The sequence below is a fragment of the Streptomyces sp. NPDC003038 genome (assembly GCF_040611115.1).
Taxonomy (GTDB): Bacteria; Actinomycetota; Actinomycetes; order Streptomycetales; family Streptomycetaceae; genus Streptomyces.
In genome coordinates, this window is the sequence record NZ_JBEXNN010000001.1 from 39,667 (window position 1) to 59,004 (window position 19,338).

Sequence of the window (19,338 nt, forward strand, 5' to 3'; positions counted from 1 at the left end):
TCACCACACCTCTCCCTGCTTGCGCAGCGAGCGCCGGTAGACCAGCGCGAAGATCATGAGCAGGGCGAGGATCAGCACGCCCCAGGTCGCGGAACCGGCGAAGTCGCGCGGGCTCGTGATGAAGGCCTCGCGGAAGGCCTGGGTCACCAGGATCTCGGTGGAGTCACCGGGTCCGCCCCGGGTGAGCAGGAAGATCACCGGGAACATGTTGAAGGTCCAGATGGTGGAGAGCAGGATCACCGTCATGCTCACCGCGCGCAGGCTGGGCAGGGTGATGTGCCGGAACCGCTGCCAGGCGCTCGCGCCGTCCATCTCGGCGGCTTCGTACAGCTCACCGGGGATGGACTGCATGCCGCCGAGCAGGGCGACCATCATGAAGGGGACGCCGAGCCAGACGTTGACGGCGATGACCGAGAACTTGGCCCAGGTCGGGTCGTCGAGCCAGGGGACGGCGGCGATGCCGCCGCCGTCGAGGAGCTTGTTGAGGATGCCGTTGTCGCGGTTGAAGAGGAACCGCCAGGCGAAGACGGAGACGAAACCGGGGACGGCCCAGGGCAGGATGAGCGCCATCCGGTAGGCGGCGCGGCCCCGGAAGTTCCGGTTGAGCATGTTCGCCAGGACCAGTCCGAGCGTGAAGGTGATGGACACGCACGCGACGGTCCACACGACCGTCCACACCAGCCGCTGCAGGAACACCGGGTCGCTGAGGACGGCGGCGTAGTTGTCGAGTCCGACGAACTCGTACGTGGCCTCGATCTCGCGGGCGCCGATCGTACGGGCGACGTTGCGCTCGTTGGCGTCGGTCAGCGACAGGTAGACGCCGCGGAGGAGCGGCCAGCCGATGATCACGCCGAGGACGAGCACCACCGGGGCGACCATGGCCCAGGCGTACCAGTGGGTGGCGAGGGCGCGCCGCAGCCCGGACGGCCGGTGACCCCCGTGACCGCCGCGGGTTCCGCTGTCAGTCATGCGGCTCCGGCCGCGGGCGACATCGTCACCCGCGGCCTTCGCCACCGACTGGCTGGTGTGAGCAGCCATGTTTCGTTACTTCCAGCCCTTGAGGATCTTGCGGAACTCGACGCCGGTCGCCTTGGCGGCTTCCTCGGGGGTCGACGCCCCGGTGATCGCCTTGGTGTATTCGACCTTCAGCGGCTCGAAGAGGGCGCCGTTCTCCGGGATCCAGGCGCGCTCGACGGCCTTGTCCACGGCCGGCTTGAAGAACTGCACCATCTCGCTGCCCTTGACGTCCGGCTGCTCGTAGGCGGCGGTCCGGGTGGGGAGCAGGCTGAGCTCCTTGGCGGCCTGCACCTGGACGTCCTGGGAGGTCATGTACTCCACGAAGGCGTGCGCTGCGGCGCGGTTCTTGGAGCCCGCGAAGACGGCGAGGTCGTGGCCGCCCTGCGGGGCGCCCGCCTTGACCGAGCCGGCCGGGACCGGGGCGACGCCGAGGTTGGCCTTGTCCTTGAACTGGTCGCCGGCGTAGCTGTCGGCGACGGCCCAGGGACCGTTGATCATCATGGCGGCCTGCCCGGTCTTGAAGGCCGTCTGCATGTTGTTCCAGCCGTCGGTGGCGTTGGTGATCGCCGCGCCGGAGGTGACCAGGTCGCGGGCGGTCTTGAACGCCTTGACGCCCGCCGCGTTGTCGACGGTGACCGTCTTGGTCTTCGCGTCGACCAGGTCGCCGCCCTCGCCGTAGATCAGCGGGAGGAACCAGTAGGAGTCGTCGCCGCGCAGGTAGAGCCCGGCCTTGCCGGTCTTCTCCTTGATCGCCGCGGCGGCGGTCTTCAGCTCCTCCAGCGTGGTGGGGGGCTGGACACCGGCGTCGGCGAGCATCTTCTTGTTGTAGAAGAGGCCCAGGGTGTCGATGACCTGCGGCACGGCGTAGGTCTTGCCCTCGTACTTCCCGCTGGCCGCGGCCTGCGGGAGGAACTCGGAGTCGACCTTCTTCGCCGTCTCGGCCGGCAGCTCGTCGAGGTAGCCGAGCGAGGCGAAGTCGGCGACCCAGCCGACATCGGCGCGGATCACGTCGGGCGCGTCGGAGCCGCTGCTGAAGGCGTTCTTGACCTTGTTCTGCGCGTCGCCGTACGGGACGTTGACGTACTTGACGGTCACCTTCGGGTGCTTCGCCGTGAACGCCTCGGCGATCTTCTGGAAGCTCGCCTTCTCGGCGTCGTTCGAGGTGTCCCACCACGTGACCGTGCCGGAAAGCTCGCCGCCGGCCTTGGTCGCACCGCCGTCGTCCTTGGTGTCACCACCGCAAGCCGTCGCCGCGAGCGCCAGGGCCGCGACCAGCGCGGTGGCCGCTATGCCACGCCGCATATGAACTCCTTCGATGATCCCGGCCGCGCCTCGCGGTCCCGAGTTGCAGGGAACGTAACAAGCCTGAAAGCTGACCGAAAGAGCTTGCGGCAATTTTCTGCAAGAGACGCTGATCGTTACATCCGTGTGTCCGTACGGTTGCCGCAGCTTGCTGTTAGTTCGAGTCACCTTCGACTCGTCAGGCCCGCAACCAGGGGGCGTGTCCTCGCGTTGACCCCGATATGACCCATGAGCTCACCGCCTCCCGTCTTGCAAGCGCTTCCAGCGACGCGACCGCGAGCGGCGGCTGGTGGCGTGATGCCGTCATCTATCAGGTGTACGTACGCTCCTTCGCCGACAGCGACGGAGACGGCATCGGGGACCTGAGCGGGGTGCGCAGCCGCCTCCCCCACCTCGCCCGGCTCGGGGTCGACGCCGTGTGGCTGACCCCCTTCTACGTGTCCCCGCAGGCGGACGGCGGTTACGACGTCGCCGACTACCGGGCCGTCGATCCGCTCTTCGGGGACCTCTCCGACGCCGATGAGCTCGTCCGGGCGGCGCACGCGCTGGGGCTGCGGGTCATCGTGGACGTGGTGCCGAACCACACCTCCGACCAGCACCCGTGGTTCCGCGCCGCCCTCGCGGGGGAGGAGGGCGCCCGGGAGCGCTACCACTTCCGCGCGGGGCGCGGGGCCGACGGGGCCCAGCCGCCGAACGACTGGGAGTCCGTCTTCGGCGGTCCGGCCTGGACCCGGACCCCGGACGGCGAGTGGTACCTGCACCTCTTCGCCCCCGAGCAGCCCGATCTGGACTGGGAGAATCCGGAGGTCGCCGCCGAATTCGCCTCCGTCCTGCGCTTCTGGCTCGACCTCGGCGTCGACGGCTTCCGCGTCGACGTCGCCCACGGCATGGTCAAGGCCCCGGGGCTGCCGGACATCGGCCGCGGCGCTCAGGCCACCCTCATCGGCACCGAGCCCCTCCCCTTCTTCGACCAGGACGGGGTCCACGAGATCCACCGCTCCTGGCGGCGGCTCCTCGACTCCTACGAGGGCCCGCGCATCGGCGTCGCTGAGGCGTGGGCGCCCACGTCCGAGCGGCTCGCCCTCTACGTCCGCCCCGACGAGCTGCACCAGGCCTTCAACTTCCGTTTCCTGAACTGCCCGTGGGACAGCGGTGCGATGCGCACCGTCATCGACGAGTCCCTGGCCGCGACCGCCTCGGTGGGGGCGCCGACCACGTGGGTGTTGTCGAACCACGATGTCGTGCGGCATGTGACGCGGTACGGGGGCGGGGCTCAGGGTCTGGCCCGGGCGCGGGCCGCCGCGCTGCTGATGCTGGCGCTGCCCGGGTCGGCGTACGTCTACCAGGGCGAGGAGCTCGGGCTCCCCGAGGTGGTGGACCTCCCGGCCGGCGTGCGCCAGGACCCGGCCTTCCGCCGCGGGCGCCGGGCCGGTTCCGGGGCCGGGGCGGTGGCCAGGGCGGTGGCGGGGGCGGAGGTCCCGGAGGCACGGTGCGGGGACCGGGAGCCGGGGCCGGGCCCCGCCGGGCAGGCGGGACGCGAGGGGAAGGAGGGACAGGAAGGGAAGGAGGGACAGGAAGGGCTGCGTGACGGGTGCCGCGTCCCGATCCCCTGGTCCGACGCGGAGCCGTCGTACGGCTTCGGCCCGGCCGGCAGCTGGCTCCCGCAGCCCGCGGGCTGGGGCGAGCTCAGCGTCGCCGCCCAGACCGGCGACCCCCACTCCACCCTGGAGCTCTACCGCGCCGCCCTGGAACTGCGCCGGGCCCTGCCGGGGCTGGGCGCGCCGGAGGCGGGTCTGGACGGTGGGCACGGGGCGGGCGGCCGGGACGGTCAGCGCGGTCAGGACCGTCCTGCTGGTCGGTACGGGCCCGCCGACACCTCGGGCGAGCCGGCCGCCGGGGGGCCGGGCGCCTCCGGAATGCGGTGGCTGCCCGCACCGGAAGGCGTGCTCCTCTTCACCCGGCCCGGCTTCGCCTGCACCCTCAACACCCGGCCCACCCCGGTCGAACTCCCCGCGCCCGGACGCCCGGTGCTGTCCAGCTCCCCCGTCGAGACGGACGGCCGCACGGTGTTGCTGCCGCCGGATTCGTGCACCTGGTGGGCATCGTGACGTGGGACCGGTACAGTCCAATCCGTGACCGCACGGCTAGCCGACATCGCAGCCCAGGCGGGGGTCAGCGAAGCCACAGTCAGCCGCGTGCTCAACGGCAAGCCGGGTGTGGCCGCAGGCACCCGTGAGTCCGTGCTGGCCGCGCTCGACGTACTCGGCTACGAACGGCCCGTGCGGCTGCGCCAGCGCAGCGCGGGACTCGTCGGCCTGATAACCCCCGAGCTGGACAACCCCATCTTCCCCGCGCTCGCCCAGGTCATCGGTCAGGCGCTGACCCGCCAGGGGTACACCCCGGTCCTGGCGACGCAGACGCCCGGCGGATCCACCGAGGACGAGCTGACCGAGATGCTGGTCGACCGCGGGGTGTCCGGGATCATCTTCGTCTCCGGTCTGCACGCCGACACGACCGCCGACATGGGCCGCTACGACCAACTCCGCGGGCAGGGCGTCCCGTACGTCCTCATCAACGGGTTCTCCGACAAGGTGCAGGCCCCCTTCGTCTCCCCCGACGACCGGGCCGCGATGCAGCTCGCCGTCACCCACCTGACCGCGCTCGGGCACACCAGGATCGGGCTGGCGGTCGGACCCAAGCGGTTCGTGCCCGTCGTGCGCAAGATCGAGGGGTTCCGGCTCGGGATGAAGGAGCGGCTCGGGCTCGGCGAGGCCGAGATCGAGGAGCTGATCCAGCACTCCCTCTACACGCTCGAAGGCGGGCAGGCCGCCGCGGCCGCCCTCATCTCGCGCGGCTGCACGGCGGTGGTGTGCGCGAGCGACATGATGGCACTCGGCGCGATCCGGGCCGCCCGGCAGCAGGGCCTGCGGGTGCCGCAGGACGTGTCGGTGGTCGGTTTCGACGACTCTCCCCTCATAGCGTTCACCGATCCGCCGCTGACCACCATCCGCCAGCCCGTGCTGGCCATGGGGCAGGCGGCCGTCAGGACGCTGCTGGAGGAGATCGGCGGTACCCCGGCCCCGCACAGCGAGTTCGTCTTCCTGCCCGAACTGGTGGTGCGCGGCTCCACGGCCTCGGGGCCCCGGCAGTCGCGCGGCGCATAGCGCCCCCGGCCGAGCGACCGTCGGCCCGACCGCCGGTAACCCCTACGGGGTTCGGGGTCCTCCCCGAGGCGGACCCGCTGCGCCGAAGACCGTCCCGGGGGATGATCGAAGGCGGGAACGCATCTGGCAGACTCTCTCCCCATGGGTGAAGCGAGCGTGAAGACACTGGAAACCCGGACGGATGTCTCGTCACCCACCGTGACCGAGAGTGAGGCCCGCCCGGGGCCCCAGCGCACCCTCGTCTCCCGGCTGCGCGCCCCGCGCCGGCCCAGGATCTGGTTCGAGATCCTCCTCCTCGCGGTCAGCTACTGGACGTACTCGCTGATCCGCAACGCCGTGCCCGAGCAGAAGGCGGCCGCCCTCGCGAACGCCGACTGGATCTGGAGCGTCGAGCGCGCCCTCGGCATCGCCGTCGAGGAGACCGTCAACCGGTCCATCAATTCGGTGACGTGGCTGATCGTGGGGATGAACTACTACTACGCCACGCTCCACTTCATCGTGACCATCGGCGTGCTGGTGTGGATCTACCGCTTCCATCCGGGGCGTTACGCGGCCACCCGCCTCGTCCTCTTCGCCACCACGGGCGTGGCCCTGGTCGGCTACTACCTCTACCCGCTCGCGCCGCCCCGGCTGATGAACGGGCAGAACTTCATCGACACCGTGCTGGTCCACCACACCTGGGGCTCCATGGCGTCGGGGAACCTCAAGCACATGTCGAACCAGTACGCCGCCATGCCCTCCATGCACATAGGCTGGTCGCTCTGGTGCGGGCTGACGATCTACGCGGTCGCCTCGGCCCCCTGGGCCCGGATCCTGGGCCTGCTCTACCCCACGGTGACCCTCGTCGTCATCGTGGCCACCGCCAACCACTTCTGGCTGGACGCCGTGGGCGGCATGCTCTGCCTCTCCTTCGGTTACACCGTCTCGCGGTCCTGGTACGGCTCGCTCCCGCACCACCTGCCGCGCCACCCGGAGCCCGTGGGCCCGCATCCGGCGTCCGCCCTGTTGAACCGCTTCCGCCGCCCGTAGGTCCCGCTACCCGTAGGCCCCTCTAGACGCCGCGGTCGCGGTGGGTGATCCGCCCGCCCGACACGGTCAGGCGGATCGGAGCCTCGGCCAGTTCGTCCGGCGCGGCCCTGACCGGGTCGAGGGCGAAGGCCGTCAGATCCGCCCGGTGGCCGGGGGCGATCCGGCCCGCCACCCGCTGTTCCCCCGCCGCGAGCGCGGCGTGCGAGGTCAGTCCCTCCAGAGCCATCAGTCCCGTCAGGGCGGGCCCCGACGCGGCCGCGCCGAGCGGGCTGCGGGCGGTGACGAGGATCCGGCGGGCGTCGTAGTGGGCGATGGGCCAGTCCGAGCCGAGCGCGAGCACGGCCCCCGCGTCCCGCAGTTCCCGGCAGCGCCAGGCCCGCCCGGCCCGTTCGTCGCCCAGCCGCTGCGACCAGGCGTCGGTGTGGTCCGCGCGCGTGTACCCGGCGTGCGGCGGCTGCATCGAGGCGATCACCCCGAGCTCCGCGAACCGCTTCAGCTGGTCGTCGGGGACGGTCTCGATGTGCTCGATCCGGTGCCGCATCCTGGCCCGCTCGCCCAGCGCGGCCACGGTGTCCAGGACGTGGCGGACCGCCGCGTCGCCGATGGCGTGGGTCGCGGTACGCACCCCGGCCGCGTCCAGGACCCGTACGGCCTCCGAGTAGGCGTGCGGGTCGGGCCAGAAGGCGTCCGTGCCCTGGCCGTGGCAGTCCGGGTGCTCAAGCCAGGCGGTGCCTCCCTCGACCGTGCCGTCCATGAAGAACTTCACGCCGCCGACCTGCCAGTGGCGGCCGGCCAGCCGCTGGAGTCCGACCAGTTCGGCCAGTTCCTCCGCGCCGGCGCCCGGCATGCACCAGGGGGCAAGGTTCAGCCGGAGCGGCAGGTCGCCCTCGTACTCGACAGTCGCGAGGAGAGCCGGTACGTCGCCGTCGCCGAGGTCCATGACGTGGGCGCCGGTGAGGCCGGTGGCGGCCATGGCGGCGAGCAGGTCGACGAGGCGCGAGCGGCGCTCCGCCGACGAGGGCTTGGGGACCAGGGCGCCCACGAGCTCCATCGCCGCGTGTTCGACGAGGTGGCCGGTGGGGCGGCCCTGCGGATCGCAGACGATCTCGGAGCGCTGGGCGAAGCCGCGGGGGCCGGTGATGCCCGCGGCCTTGAGGGCGGCGTCCGAGGCGAGGGCGGAGTGGCCGTCGTAGAGGCGCAGGAAGGCGGGGGCGCCCGCGAGGGCCTCCTCGATCAGACTCCGGTCGACCGGGTGCCCGCCGAAGGCGTTGTGGTCGAGGCCGTGGCCGGTGACCCAGCCGCCGGGGCCCCGGTCGGCGGCGCGCAGGGCGGCCCGCAGCTGGTCGAGGTCCCGGACGTGGGAGAGGTCGGTGCCGCCTGCCATCTCGATGCCCCAGACGGGGTGGCTGTGGCCGTCGGTGAGGCCGGGGGTGAGGGTGGCGCCGCCGAGGTCGATCAGCTCGGTGCCGGGGCCGCGCCAGTCCCGTACGTCGGCCTCCTCGCCGACCGCCGTGATCTCGCCGTCGCGGACGGCTACCGCGCGGGCTTCGGGGCGGGCGGGGTCGAGGGTGCGGACGCGGGCTCCGATGAGGACGGTGTCGGCAGCGGGCACGGCTCTGCTCCTTCGGGGAGGGATTCTTCGGGGAGGGGTTCTACGGCGGAGGGTTCTTCGGCGAAGCGGGCGTACGTCTCGGGGCGGCGGGTCTTCAGCCACTGGGCGAGGCCGAGGCCGGTGAGGAAGACGGTGGGGACGACGGCGATGAGGACGGTGTTGACGGTGGTGGAGGCCATGGTGAAGAGGCCCACTTTGGAGACGACCAGGAAGATCGCCGCGGCCAGCAGGACGGCGGCGGCGACGGGCGCCACCAGGGTCCGCCAGCGGCCCTCGTCGTGGCGGACGCGCCGGAAGTAGACGGGTACGGAGATCGCCGCGAGCAGCATGAGGGCCATGAGGCCGATCATGCCGGGGGTGTTCACCCAGAGCAGGAGCTGCTGGTACGGGTCGGCGCCCGCGAGGGCGAAGCCGAGGACGATTCCCGCGCCGAGGACGGTCTGGGCGAGTCCGGCCAGGTACGGGGAGCGGTGGCGGGGATGGACGCGGCCGAGGGTGGCCGGCAGGACGCCTTCCTCGGCGAGGGCGAGCACGTACCGGTTGATGGCGTTGTGGAAGGCGAGGAGGGAGGCGATGACGCTGGTGACGATGAGGACGTGCATCAGGTCGGCGGCCCAGGGGCCGACGTAGGTGCTGATCGCGGCGAAGAAGAGGCCGCCGGGGTCCTCGGCGGCGGCCGTGACGACCTCCTCGGCGCCGAAGGCCTGGATGACGGTCCAGACGATGAAGGCGTAGAAGAGGCCGAGGAAGGCGACGGCGATGTAGGTGGCGCGCGGGACGGTCCGGTCGGGGTCGCGAGCCTCGCGGCGGTAGATGACGGTCGACTCGAACCCGGTGAAGGCGGCGAAGGCGAAGGCCAGGACGGCAGCGGTGCCGGGGACGAGGACCGCGCCGGGGGCGAAGCTCGCGGCGGAGAGGCCGTGGGCGCCGCCCTTGATCAGGACGCCTGCGGCCAGCAGGACGAGGATCCCGGTCTCGGCGACGAGCAGGACGCCGAGGAGCTTGGCGCCGAAGTCGATGGAGCGGAAGCCGCCGTACCAGATGAGCACGAGTCCGGCGAGGGAGACGGGCAGCCAGGGGATGTCGAGCCCCCACAGGGCGTGCGCGGTGTCGGCGGTGGTGGTGCCGAGGAGGCCGTAGACGCCGATCTCCATGCCGTTGTAGCCGATGAGCGCGAGCAGGGCGGCGCCGATGCCGACGCGCTTGCCGAGACCGCGCGTGATGTACGCGTAGAAGGCGCCGCCGCTGCGGACGTGGCGGCTCATGGTGGTGAAGCCGACGGCGAAGACGGTGAGGGTGATGCCGGCGAGGAGGTAGCCGGCCGGGGCGCCGATGCCGCCGAGGAGGATCGCGACGGGGGCGACGCCCGCCATGACGGTGAGCGGGGCGGCGGCGGAGACGACGAAGAAGGAGATGTCGGCGGTGCCGAGGGCGCCGGGGCGCAGGGCGGTGGGGTGCGGGGCCGTGGGGGCGTTGGCCGTGGGGGCGTCGGCGGTGGCACCCGGCGCTGCGGTTGCGGGTGCGGCGGCGGGTTTCGCGACGGGTGGGGCAGTGGGTACGGCGGCGGGTCTCACGGAGGGTCCGGCCGTGGGTCCGGCGGGTGGCGCTGGCGTTTCGGGCATGCGGAGGCACCCTTCTGCGGCGGCGGGCGGAGGGGGAAAGCAGAAACCTAAAGGCTTTCGGTTCGCGGCAATGTAGCCTCCCGTTTTGGCATACGGGAAGACCTCACGGCGGGAGAAAACCGATGGCACGGCCGCGCACTCCCCTGCTCGACCGGGAGCGGATCGCCACGACCGCCCTGCAACTGGTCGCGGAGCACGGCGAGTTCAGCGTTCCGCAGATCGCCCGGGCGCTCGGTGTCCAGACCGGGTCGGTGTATCACCACGTGGACGGCCGGGCCGGGGTGGTGGAGTTGGTACGGGAGCGGGTCTGCGCGGAGATCTCCGACGCCCCGCTGGCGCTGGAGCCGTGGGACCGGGCGCTGGAGGAGTGGGCACGCTCGTACCGGGCCGCCTTCGCCGCCTACCCCCGGGCCATCCCGCTGCTGATGACCACTCCGGTCCGGGCCCCGAAGGTGCTCGACCACTACGAGCGCGCGGTCGGGCTGCTGCTGACGGCCGGCTTCGGCGCGGAGCTGGTGATGCCGCTGCTGACCGGCCTGGAGAACCTGATCCTGGGCTCGGCGCTCGACCTCGCCGCCCCCGAGGCCATGTGGGAGCCGTCCCCGCGGACTCCGCTGCTGGCCCGCGCTCTGGCAACCGTGGGGCCGGGCCGCGCGGACGCCGCCTTCGACCTGGCCCTGGCGGCGTTCCTGGCGTACGCACGGACGCTGCTGGACTCCGCGCGGGAGGTCGCACGGGCCCCGGAGAGCGGGGACGCGCCGGGGGCCGGGGACGCGCCGGAGACCGGGGACGCGCCGGGGGCCGCCCCGGGGAGCGCCGGTGGAGCGACGCCCTACGCCGCCCCGTAGAACAGCTCCTCCATGACCGCCCGCGCGCGGCGCGTCGTACGGCGGTAGTCCTCCAGCATCTCGCCGGCCGTGCCCGGGGCGTAGCCGAGGTAGCGGCCCACCGCCGCCAGTTCACGTGCCTCGGACGGGAAGGTGTCGCCCGCGCGGCCGCGCACCAGCATCACGGCATTGCGGACCCGGGTGGCCAGGACCCAGGCCTCCTCCAGGATCTGCGCCTCCTCGGTCGGGATCAGCCCGGCCGCGTGGGCGGCGGCCAGGGCTCGGCGGGTGCGGGTGGTGCGCAGGCCCGGTTCGGCCCAGGCGTGCCGCATCTGGATGAGCTGCACGGTCCACTCGACGTCGCTGAGCCCGCCGCGGCCGAGTTTGGTGTGCAGGGTGGGGTCGGCGCCGCGCGGCAGCCGCTCGGACTCCATCCGCGCCTTGAGCCGGCGGATCTCCCGTACGGCGTCGTCGCCCAGGCCCTCCATGGGGTAGCGCAGCGGATCGATCAGCTCGATGAAGCGGCGGCCGAGCTCCTCGTCCCCGGCGACCGGTTCGGCGCGCAGCAGGGCCTGGCTCTCCCAGGTCAGGGACCAGCGCCGGTAGTAGGCGGCGTAGGAGGACAGCGTGCGCACCAGAGGGCCGGAGCGTCCTTCGGGGCGCAGGTCGGCGTCGATGAGCAGCGGCGGGTCGGCGGTGGGCAGTTGGAGCAGCCGGCGCATCTCGGAGATGACGGTCTGGGCGGCCTTCGCGGCCTCCTGCTCGTCGACGCCCTCGCGGGGTTCGTGGACGAAGAGCACGTCGGCGTCGGAGCCGTAGCCCAGCTCGTGTCCGCCGAAGCGGCCGACGCCGATGACGGCGAAGCGGGTGGGCAGCGTGTCGCCCCAGTGGTCGTGGACCGCGGCGCGCAGGGCCCCGGCGATGGTCGCGGCGGTGAGATCGGAAACGGCTCCGCCGACCCGGTCGACGAGGGCTCCGTGGTCCTCCTCGGCCGGGTTCTCCTCCGTACCGTACGAGCCGATGATGTCCGCCGCGGTGGTGCGGAACAGCTCGCGGCGGCGCACTCCGCGGGCGGCGGCGACACCGGCTTCGGAGTTCGGGGCGCGGCCCACGGCGGCCAGGACCTCCTGTTCGAGGGCCTCGTGCGTACGGGGAGCCAGGCCTTCGGGGTCGCCCAGCAGGGCGACGGCCTCGGGGGCCCGCATCAGCAGGTCGGGGGCGAGGCGCCCGGCGGACAGCACGCGGGCGAGGTTCTCGGCGGCGGCGCCCTCGTCCCGGAGCAGGCGCAGGTACCAGGGGGTCTTGCCCAGGGCGTCGGAGACCTTGCGGAAGTTGAGCAGGCCCGCGTCCGGGTCGGCGGAGTCGGCGAACCAGCCGAGCAGCACCGGCAGGAGGGTGCGCTGGATGGCGGCCTTGCGGGTGACGCCGGAGGCGAGCGCTTCGAGGTGGCGCAGGGCGGCGACCGGGTCGGCGTACCCGAGGGCTTCGAGGCGCTGGCCGGCGGCGCGCGGCGAGAGCCGGGTCTCGCCCGGGGTGAGCTGGGCCACGGCGTCGAGGAGCGGCCGGTAGAAGAGCTTCTCGTGGAGGCGGCGCACCACGGAGGCGTGCCGCCGCCAGGCCTTGTTGAGCTCGGCGACCGGCTCGGTGCGCAGGCCCATGGAACGGCCCAGGCGCCGCAGGTCGCCCTCGTCCTCGGGGACGAGGTGGGTGCGGCGCAGCCGGTAGAGCTGGATGCGGTGCTCCATGGCGCGCAGGAAGCGGTACGCGTCGTGCAGCTGCGCCGCGTCGGCGCGGCCGACGTACCCGCCGGCGGCGAGGGCGTGCAGGGCGTCGAGGGTGGTGCGGGAGTGCAGGGTGGCGTCGCTGCGGCCGTGCACGAGCTGGAGCAGCTGCACGGCGAACTCGACGTCGCGCAGGCCGCCGGGGCCGAGTTTGAGCTCGCGGTCGATCTGCGAGGCGGGGATGTTGTCGACGACGCGGCGGCGCATCTTCTGGACGTCCGCGACGAAGTTCTCGCGCTCGGCGGCCTGCCAGACGAGGGGCGTTATGGCGTCGATGTACTCGGCGCCGAGTTCGGGGTCGCCCGCGACGGCGCGGGCTTTGAGCAGGGCCTGGAACTCCCAGGTCTTGGCCCAGCGCTGGTAGTAGGCCAGGTGGGAGGAGAGGCTCCGTACGAGGGGCCCGTTGCGGCCCTCGGGGCGGAGGTTGGCGTCGACGGGCCAGATCGTGCCCTCGACGGTGGTCTCGGAGCAGATCCGCATGAGGTGGGAGGCGAGCCGGGTGGCGGCCTGGAGGGCCTTGCCCTCGTCGACGCCGGCGCCGCCGGTGTTGGTGTTGGTCTTCGGCGTGTCCCCGACGAAGATGACGTCCACGTCGGAGACGTAATTGAGCTCGTTGCCGCCGCACTTGCCCATCGCGATGACGGCGAGGCGGCACTGCGCCGCGTCCTGGGGGGCGGCGGCGCTCGCGATGCGCAGGGCCGCGCGGAGGGTGGCGGTGGCGAGGTCGGCGAGCTCGGCGGCGGTCTGGGCGACGTCTATGGTGCCGCAGACGTCGCGCGCGGCGATGGAGAGCAGGCAGCGGCGGTAGGCGATGCGCAGCGCGACGGGGTCGTGCGCGTCGGCCAGCCCGCGCTCGAAGTCGGGCAGGCCCGGGTGCAGGTCGGCGGCCTCGTACGTGACGAGCGCCTGCCAGTCGCGGGGGTGGCGGGCCAGGTGGTCACCGAGGGCCTCCGAGGCGCCGAGCACCCCGAGCAGCCGGTCGCGGAGCGGCTTGGCGCTGACGAGGGTGCCGAGGAGCCCGGGGAGTTCCTCGGGCGGCTGCGCCTCGGCGAGGCGGACGAGGCCGAGCAGCGCGAGATCGGGGTCGGCGGTCGCGCCGAGCGCGTCGATGAGCACCGGATCGGCCCGTACGGCGGCCAGCGCGTCGGCGTCGAGCAGCCGGGCGGCGGTGGAGGGGTCGGTGAAGCCGCTGCGCAGCAGTTGGGTGACGGTGCTGCTCCTGCGTCCCGGGACTGTCATCCCGCCGCCTCCCGCGGTTGTGGCTGCGTGCTTGGGGCGAGCCTAGCCGGAGCGGGCGTTCGCCTCACCGGCACGTACCGTGAACTGGATCATCGGGTCATCTGATTGCCGGATGCTCCGCACGATTCAATCGATCATTCATGAAGAGAGCGCGCGATGGGGCCCGCTCCCCCGCCGACGGGCCCCGAGGAGCCCCATGTCCGAGGGACACCCCCGCGCGGACCGGGCCCAACCGGGTGACGCCCAGTCGGCATGGCCGCCGTCACCGTCCCCCTTGCACGCGCCGCACGCAGGGCACGCCGACCGATAGGTCCTGGCACCCGGCACCCCACCCGGGCGAAGACCCGCACCCCCGAGCCGACCAGGCCGACCCGGCAGGACACGAGCCCGAGGGTTCGGATGGTGCTCGGCGGCCAGGTCGCCGTCTGGCACCGGGTGGGCCTGATCGGCCGCTGGAACGGGCCGACTCCGCTGGCCGGCACCGGCATGGACCCGGGCATATCGACGCTCTCCCTGCGGGACGGCCGCATAGCCGCCTTCGGTACCCGTACTTCCCTCGGGGCGAAGCCCGCGGACTACCGGCGCGAGGTCGTCTACACCCTCCAGAAGGGGCCGGGGTCGGAGGAGTTCGGGGAGTGGCGGTCGATGGGCACACCGCAGGCCGCGGACGAGAACTGGACCTCCGACGTCAGCGCGCCCGCGGTGTCGGTCGACGGCACCGGGCAACTGGCGGCGTACGTCCGCGACGGCGCGTACACCCTGCGCGGCCGGGTGCGGCCGGCGGACGGGACGTGGGGCCCGTGGGAAAAGTACGGCGGCGCCGACCTGCACGGCACCCCGGCCACCGCCACCGACGGGGCCGGCTGAAGGTGAACAACCTCACAGACCTCGGCGGACTCGCGGCAGCCGTGGGAGTGGCGGAAGGGGCGGAAGTGGCGGGAATCACCGTACTTATCGCGCTTACCCGCACGTACCGGCAACCCCTACGCCCACCACACCCGCCGCATTCACCACAAAAGCACCCATCACCGACATTGGACATAACGCCTCATACCACACCCAAAACCCCACCCTGCCCCGCTGGTTGACCCAAGGGGCGGACGAACTCCGTCCACACTTCGAGCACATACCCTGATCAAAACCCGCACAAGGCACAATCACGTCCGGTCATTTCGGAAAGCAGGAGTCATCGGCTCAATCGGTGAACCAAGTTCCCCGATGTGGCCTCTCTCTGACTGCTCAGCGGTTTTCCCCGCCCGGAACGAACCCCAAGGCTTAGCCGATGCCCCTGACCCGCCGCCGCTTCGCGGCTCTGCTCACCGTGCTCACCGCCGGCGCCACCGGCGTGCTCGGCGTGGCCACCGGGCAGCAGACCGCGGCCGAGGCCACCCAGGAGAAGAATCCGGCGGCCGTCCCCCCGAGCACCACGGCGGGGTCGGTCGTCCAGATCGTCGCCCACCCCGACGACGACCTGTTCTTCATGAACCCGGACCTCAGCCGGTCGCTCACGGCCGGCACCCGGGTCACCACCGCCTACCTCACCTCGGGCGAGGCCGACGGCCGCAACCAGGCCCGCGGCGGGGCCGCCCAGGACCCGGATCAGCCCGCGGACCACTCCCACTACGCAGAGGCCCGGCAGAACGGCATACGCTCCGCCTACGCCCAGATGGCCACCGGGGACCGCACCAGCGCGTGGAAGCGTACGGTCATACCCACCGCCGGCGGCGGCCAGGCCGAGCTCGACGTCCTCGTCGCGAAGCCCGAGGTCAACCTCGTCTGGCTGCAGCTGCGCGAAGCCCGCAGCACGACCGGGGACAACCCGGACAGCCTGCGCGGCCTGTGGAACGGGCGAATACCCGCGCTCGGCGCCCAGCTGGCCTCCGGCACCCCGGTCAAGCAGCCGTACGCGTACACGAAGGACCAGGCGATACAGGCGATAGCCGGCATCCTGGAGCGGTACAGGCCGACGACGATACGGATGCAGGACCCGACGCCGGGCCGCTACGACCACACCGGCAAGTACACCGACCACCAGGACCACATGTACGGGGCCCGCTTCGCGCAGGCGGCCACCGCGGCGTACGCCGCCCAGGTCGCGGACCGCCCGCACTTCTCAGTGCAGAGCTACCTCGGCTACCACAACGGCACCCTCCCCCACGCGCTGGACCCGCAGACCGCCGAGACGAAGACCGGCTACCTGCGGACGTACGCCTGGCAGGACCGCGAGAACCACTGCGGCAGCCCCTCCGGTTGCGGCGACCGCAAGGTCGCGGGCAACCCCACCGGCCACAACTGGGCCCAGTCCCTGCGCTACGCCCGCGCCGACCACACCTCCTGGCTGATCCAGGGCACGCCCGGCCGTCTCTGGGCGTTCTCCGTGCTGGACGGCCAGATGGCGTACTGGACCCGTGCGGGCGCCCCGGCGCATGCGGGCGCCAAGGCCACCACCGCCACCGCGGGCAAGTGGACCGGGCCCGTCCTCCTCCCGGGCACAGGCATCGACCCGGGCGCGACCACCGCACGCCTCCCCGACGGCCGCATCACCGTCCTCGCCACCCGGACCGTCTTCGGCGAGCGGCCCGAGGAGTACCGGCGCGAGGTCGTGTACGCCGTCCAGTCCGCGCCCGACGGCCCGTTCGGCGCGTGGCAGTCCCTCGGCACCCCCGAGACGGCCGACGAGCACGGCACCTCGGCGATCAGCGCGCCCTCGGCCGCCGTCGACGCCGAAGGCCGCCTCACCGTCTACCTCCGCGACTCCCGCCGCACCCTGCGCGCCCGCACCCAGCTGCCGGACGGCGGTTTCTCCCCCTGGCAGCGCCTGGGCGGCGAGGACCTGCAGAGCGACCCCGTGACGGCGGTCGACTCCGCCGGGCGGCTCCACGTGTACGCCACCACCACGCAGTCGGTCCTCACCTGGATCCAGCCGGAGCCGGGCACGCCCCTGGCCGGGCCGTCGGAGACCGGTCTGCCCGCCACGACGGTCCCCCTCTCGGCGGTCGCGGAAGGCGCGGGCGTCCGCCTCTACTTCCGCCGTCCGGACTCGGGGGTGGTCCGCACCGCCTTGGTCACGGCGGGCCCCGGCAAGCCGCAGGTCTCCAGCGTCTCGGAGGCGGGCGGCCGGGCCGGCTACGGCGCGGTCGGCGTCGCGGGCCGACTCATCTCGGGCCGCGCGAACACCGGCACCATCAGCACCACGGGCCTCGGTGGCCCACCGGCGTGGACGGAGTCCCAGATGCTGTACGCGGGCGCCCCGGCGGCCGTCCTCGAACCGGCCGGCACCACCACGACGGCGGTCCTCGGCCTGGACGCGGAACTCCACATCACCACGGCCCCCGCCACCCCCCACCCCACCCGCACCAGCACCTGGCACCGCGCCGTCCCGCGCCCCTGATGCCCCGCGCCGCGCCGCGCATCGTGAAAGCGGTGCGCGGCGACGGCCGCCCAGGACGTCAGGGCGATGTCAGGGCGATGTCAGGAGGTCCACGACCTGGTCCGCGCTCCAATGGCCGGCCGCCCCGGGGCACGCGGTGAGGTACTCGGCGATGGACCGCTCGTCCCAGGGTCCGCACTCCAGCATTCCCGCCGCCAGGTACTTGACGTACGCGGCGGACGGCTTGGCCCAGTCCACTTCGTGCATCGTCCAGGGCGCCGTGAAGGTCAGTACGGGAACGCCCTCCAGCACGCCGGAGCAGATGAGCGTCTCGTACCGACCGGGGCCCACCTCGTCCCGCCCGTCCCGCAGGACGGTGGTGAGATCGAAATCGAGGCCGGGAGCCCGGTACATCTCCTGAGCGGCGATGTCGGAGAACTGCTGCGCCGTCACCAGATGGGCGCGCGCACGCGTCCGCCCGCGTGCCGTCGGGTCGTAGAAGCCCCTCCCCCCGGTCCACACCGCGGACTCCGTGGCGAAGTACAGGCGCCCGCGCAGCTCGACGGGCACCGACCGCTCGGGAGCCCGGTGATCCCGGCATCCGGGATACCGCCGCGAGGCCCCGGGAGGAGTCCCCCCGGCGATGTAGAAGGCGAGGCGGTCCATGTGCATGTTCGAGCCGTAGGACGTGTACCAGACCACCTCGGGCACGGCCCCTTCGATCCGGGCCTCTTCCACGGCATGTACGACGCTCATGGCGCTCATGTATCGCACCCCGAAGGCCCCCCACGGGCGACCACACGCCGGGTAGCCAGGGGCGGACCCGGCAGGCCGTGGATGGGATGTATGAGGCCACCGGTTCCGCACCGGACGGCCCACAGACGCCCCAGGGCGGGTGAGACGGCTCAGGGCCAGCGGCTGAGTGCCGCTGGCCCTGAGTGGGGTTCCGACCCGGAAGGCCGCCTGACCTGGGGTTACAGCACCGGGAGGTTCTTGCGCAGCTCGAAGGCCGTGACCTCCGAGCGGTACTCCTCCCACTCCTGCTTCTTGTTGCGGAGGAAGAAGTCGAAGACGTGCTCGCCGAGGGTTTCCGCGACCAGTTCGCTGCGTTCCATCAGGGCGATGGCCTCGCCGAGGTTCTGGGGGAGGGGTTCGATGCCCATCGCGCGGCGTTCGGCGTCGGAGAGGGCCCAGACGTCGTCGTCGGCGCCGGCCGGGAGTTCGTAGCCCTCCTCGATGCCCTTGAGGCCTGCCGCGAGGAGGACGGCGTAGGTCAGGTAGGGGTTGGCGCCCGAGTCGATCGAGCGGACCTCGACGCGCGAGGAGCCCGTCTTGCCCGGCTTGTACATCGGGACGCGGATCAGGGCCGAGCGGTTGTTGTGACCCCAGCAGATGTACGAGGGGGCCTCGCCGCCGGAGCCGGCGGTGCGGGAGGAGCCGCCCCAGATGCGCTTGTAGGAGTTGACCCACTGGTTGGTGACCGCGGCGGTCTCGGCCGCGTGCTTGAGCAGGCCCGCGATGAAGGAGCGGCCGACCTTGGAGAGCTGGTACTCGGCGCCGGACTCGTAGAAGGCGTTGCGGTCGCCCTCGAAGAGGGAGAGGTGGGTGTGCATGCCCGAGCCCGGGTACTCCGAGAAGGGCTTCGGCATGAAGGTGGCCTGCACGCCCTGCTCCAGCGCGACCTGCTTCATCACCAGGCGGAAGGTCATGATGTTGTCGGCCGTGGAGAGCGCGTCGGCGTAGCGGAGGTCGATCTCCTGCTGGCCCGGGGCGCCCTCGTGGTGGCTGAACTCGACCGAGATGCCCATGGATTCGAGCATGGTGATCGCCTGGCGGCGGAAGTCCATGCCGACGTTCTGCGGAGTGTGGTCGAAATAGCCGGAATTGTCGGCCGGGACCGGACGGGAGCCGTCCAGCGGCTTGTCCTTCAGCAGGAAGAACTCGATCTCCGGGTGGGTGTAGAAGGTGAAGCCCAGGTCGGAGGTCTTGGCCAGGATGCGCTTGAGGACGTAGCGCGGGTCCGCGAAGGACGGGGAACCGTCCGGCATCAGGATGTCGCAGAACATCCGGGCCGTCCCGGGGGCCTCCGCGCGCCACGGCAGTATCTGGAACGTGCTCGGGTCCGGCTTGGCGATCATGTCGGACTCGTAGACCCGGGCGAAGCCCTCGATCGCGGAGCCGTCGAAGCCGATGCCCTCGTCGAAGGCCTGCTCCAGCTCCGCCGGGGCGACCGCGACGGACTTGAGGAAGCCAAGTACATCGGTGAACCACAGGCGCACGAACCGGATGTCGCGCTCCTCAAGCGTCCGGAGGACGAATTCCTGCTGCTTGTCCATACCTTCATCCTCGCAGTTCAGACGGCCTGTGCACCACCG

12 protein-coding genes and 1 pseudogene are annotated in these 19,338 nt (G+C 72.3%); 6 read left to right on the forward strand and 7 right to left on the reverse strand.

The window, feature by feature from the left end; translation table 11 throughout:
- Both ABZX75_RS00180 and ABZX75_RS00185 read right to left on the reverse strand, forming a co-directional pair.
- Positions 1-1,038 carry a sugar ABC transporter permease gene (locus tag ABZX75_RS00180; RefSeq protein ID WP_355406140.1) on the reverse strand — a complete coding sequence of 346 codons (1,038 nt, stop codon included), beginning with the start codon at positions 1,036-1,038 and terminating at the stop codon, positions 1-3.
- 6 nt (positions 1,039-1,044) lie between these two features.
- A complete protein-coding gene (locus tag ABZX75_RS00185; RefSeq protein WP_355406142.1) occupies positions 1,045-2,319 on the reverse strand; it encodes an extracellular solute-binding protein in 1,275 nt (424 codons plus the stop codon).
- Between the two features lie 221 nt (positions 2,320-2,540).
- Here ABZX75_RS00185 and ABZX75_RS00190 point away from each other — a divergent pair, with 221 nt between their 5' ends.
- From ABZX75_RS00190 to ABZX75_RS00200, 3 genes are all read left to right on the forward strand, one after another.
- Positions 2,541-4,427: an alpha-amylase family glycosyl hydrolase gene (locus ABZX75_RS00190; protein WP_355406144.1), complete on the forward strand. Its 1,887-nt coding sequence runs from the start codon at positions 2,541-2,543 to the stop codon at positions 4,425-4,427.
- Between the two features lie 24 nt (positions 4,428-4,451).
- Positions 4,452-5,483, forward strand: coding sequence for a LacI family DNA-binding transcriptional regulator (locus tag ABZX75_RS00195; RefSeq protein ID WP_355406146.1), 1,032 nt, complete (start codon positions 4,452-4,454; stop codon positions 5,481-5,483).
- 141 nt (positions 5,484-5,624) lie between these two features.
- The gene (locus ABZX75_RS00200) at positions 5,625-6,512 is read left to right on the forward strand and encodes a phosphatase PAP2 family protein (protein WP_355406148.1); all 888 of its coding nucleotides are present in this window, start codon (positions 5,625-5,627) and stop codon (positions 6,510-6,512) included.
- 22 nt (positions 6,513-6,534) lie between these two features.
- Here the strand turns inward: ABZX75_RS00200 and ABZX75_RS00205 are convergent, their stop codons facing one another.
- Positions 6,535-8,124 (reverse strand): amidohydrolase, encoded by a 1,590-nt coding sequence (locus ABZX75_RS00205; protein WP_355406150.1) that lies wholly within the window; start codon positions 8,122-8,124, stop codon positions 6,535-6,537.
- Positions 8,046-9,569, reverse strand: coding sequence for an APC family permease (locus ABZX75_RS00210; RefSeq protein ID WP_355406986.1), 1,524 nt, complete (start codon positions 9,567-9,569; stop codon positions 8,046-8,048). The genes ABZX75_RS00205 and ABZX75_RS00210 overlap by 79 nt, the downstream gene beginning before the upstream one ends.
- Before the next feature lie 299 nt (positions 9,570-9,868).
- On the opposite strand from ABZX75_RS00210, the pseudogene ABZX75_RS00215 reads away from it, so the two are divergent.
- Positions 9,869-10,462: pseudogene (locus ABZX75_RS00215) on the forward strand (TetR/AcrR family transcriptional regulator C-terminal domain-containing protein); the annotation flags it as partial.
- A 116-nt stretch (positions 10,463-10,578) separates the two neighbouring features.
- Here ABZX75_RS00215 and ABZX75_RS00220 read toward each other — a convergent pair.
- Entirely contained in the window at positions 10,579-13,593 is a 3,015-nt protein-coding gene (locus ABZX75_RS00220) for a bifunctional [glutamine synthetase] adenylyltransferase/[glutamine synthetase]-adenylyl-L-tyrosine phosphorylase (protein WP_355406152.1), read from the reverse strand.
- Between the two features lie 399 nt (positions 13,594-13,992).
- Between ABZX75_RS00220 and ABZX75_RS00225 the strand changes: the two genes are divergently transcribed.
- Positions 13,993-14,460, forward strand: a complete 468-nt coding sequence (locus ABZX75_RS00225) for a hypothetical protein (RefSeq protein ID WP_355406154.1) — start codon at positions 13,993-13,995, stop codon at positions 14,458-14,460.
- A 415-nt stretch (positions 14,461-14,875) separates the two neighbouring features.
- A complete protein-coding gene (locus ABZX75_RS00230; protein WP_355406156.1) occupies positions 14,876-16,984 on the forward strand; it encodes a PIG-L family deacetylase in 2,109 nt (702 codons plus the stop codon).
- A gap of 69 nt (positions 16,985-17,053) precedes the next feature.
- Here ABZX75_RS00230 and ABZX75_RS00235 read toward each other — a convergent pair whose 3' ends face one another.
- Both ABZX75_RS00235 and ABZX75_RS00240 read right to left on the reverse strand, forming a co-directional pair.
- The gene (locus ABZX75_RS00235; protein WP_355406158.1) at positions 17,054-17,719 is read right to left on the reverse strand and encodes a histone deacetylase; all 666 of its coding nucleotides are present in this window, start codon (positions 17,717-17,719) and stop codon (positions 17,054-17,056) included.
- 218 nt (positions 17,720-17,937) lie between these two features.
- Entirely contained in the window at positions 17,938-19,299 is a 1,362-nt protein-coding gene (locus ABZX75_RS00240; protein ID WP_150519875.1) for a glutamine synthetase family protein, read from the reverse strand.
- Between the last annotated feature and the right edge of the window lie 39 nt (positions 19,300-19,338).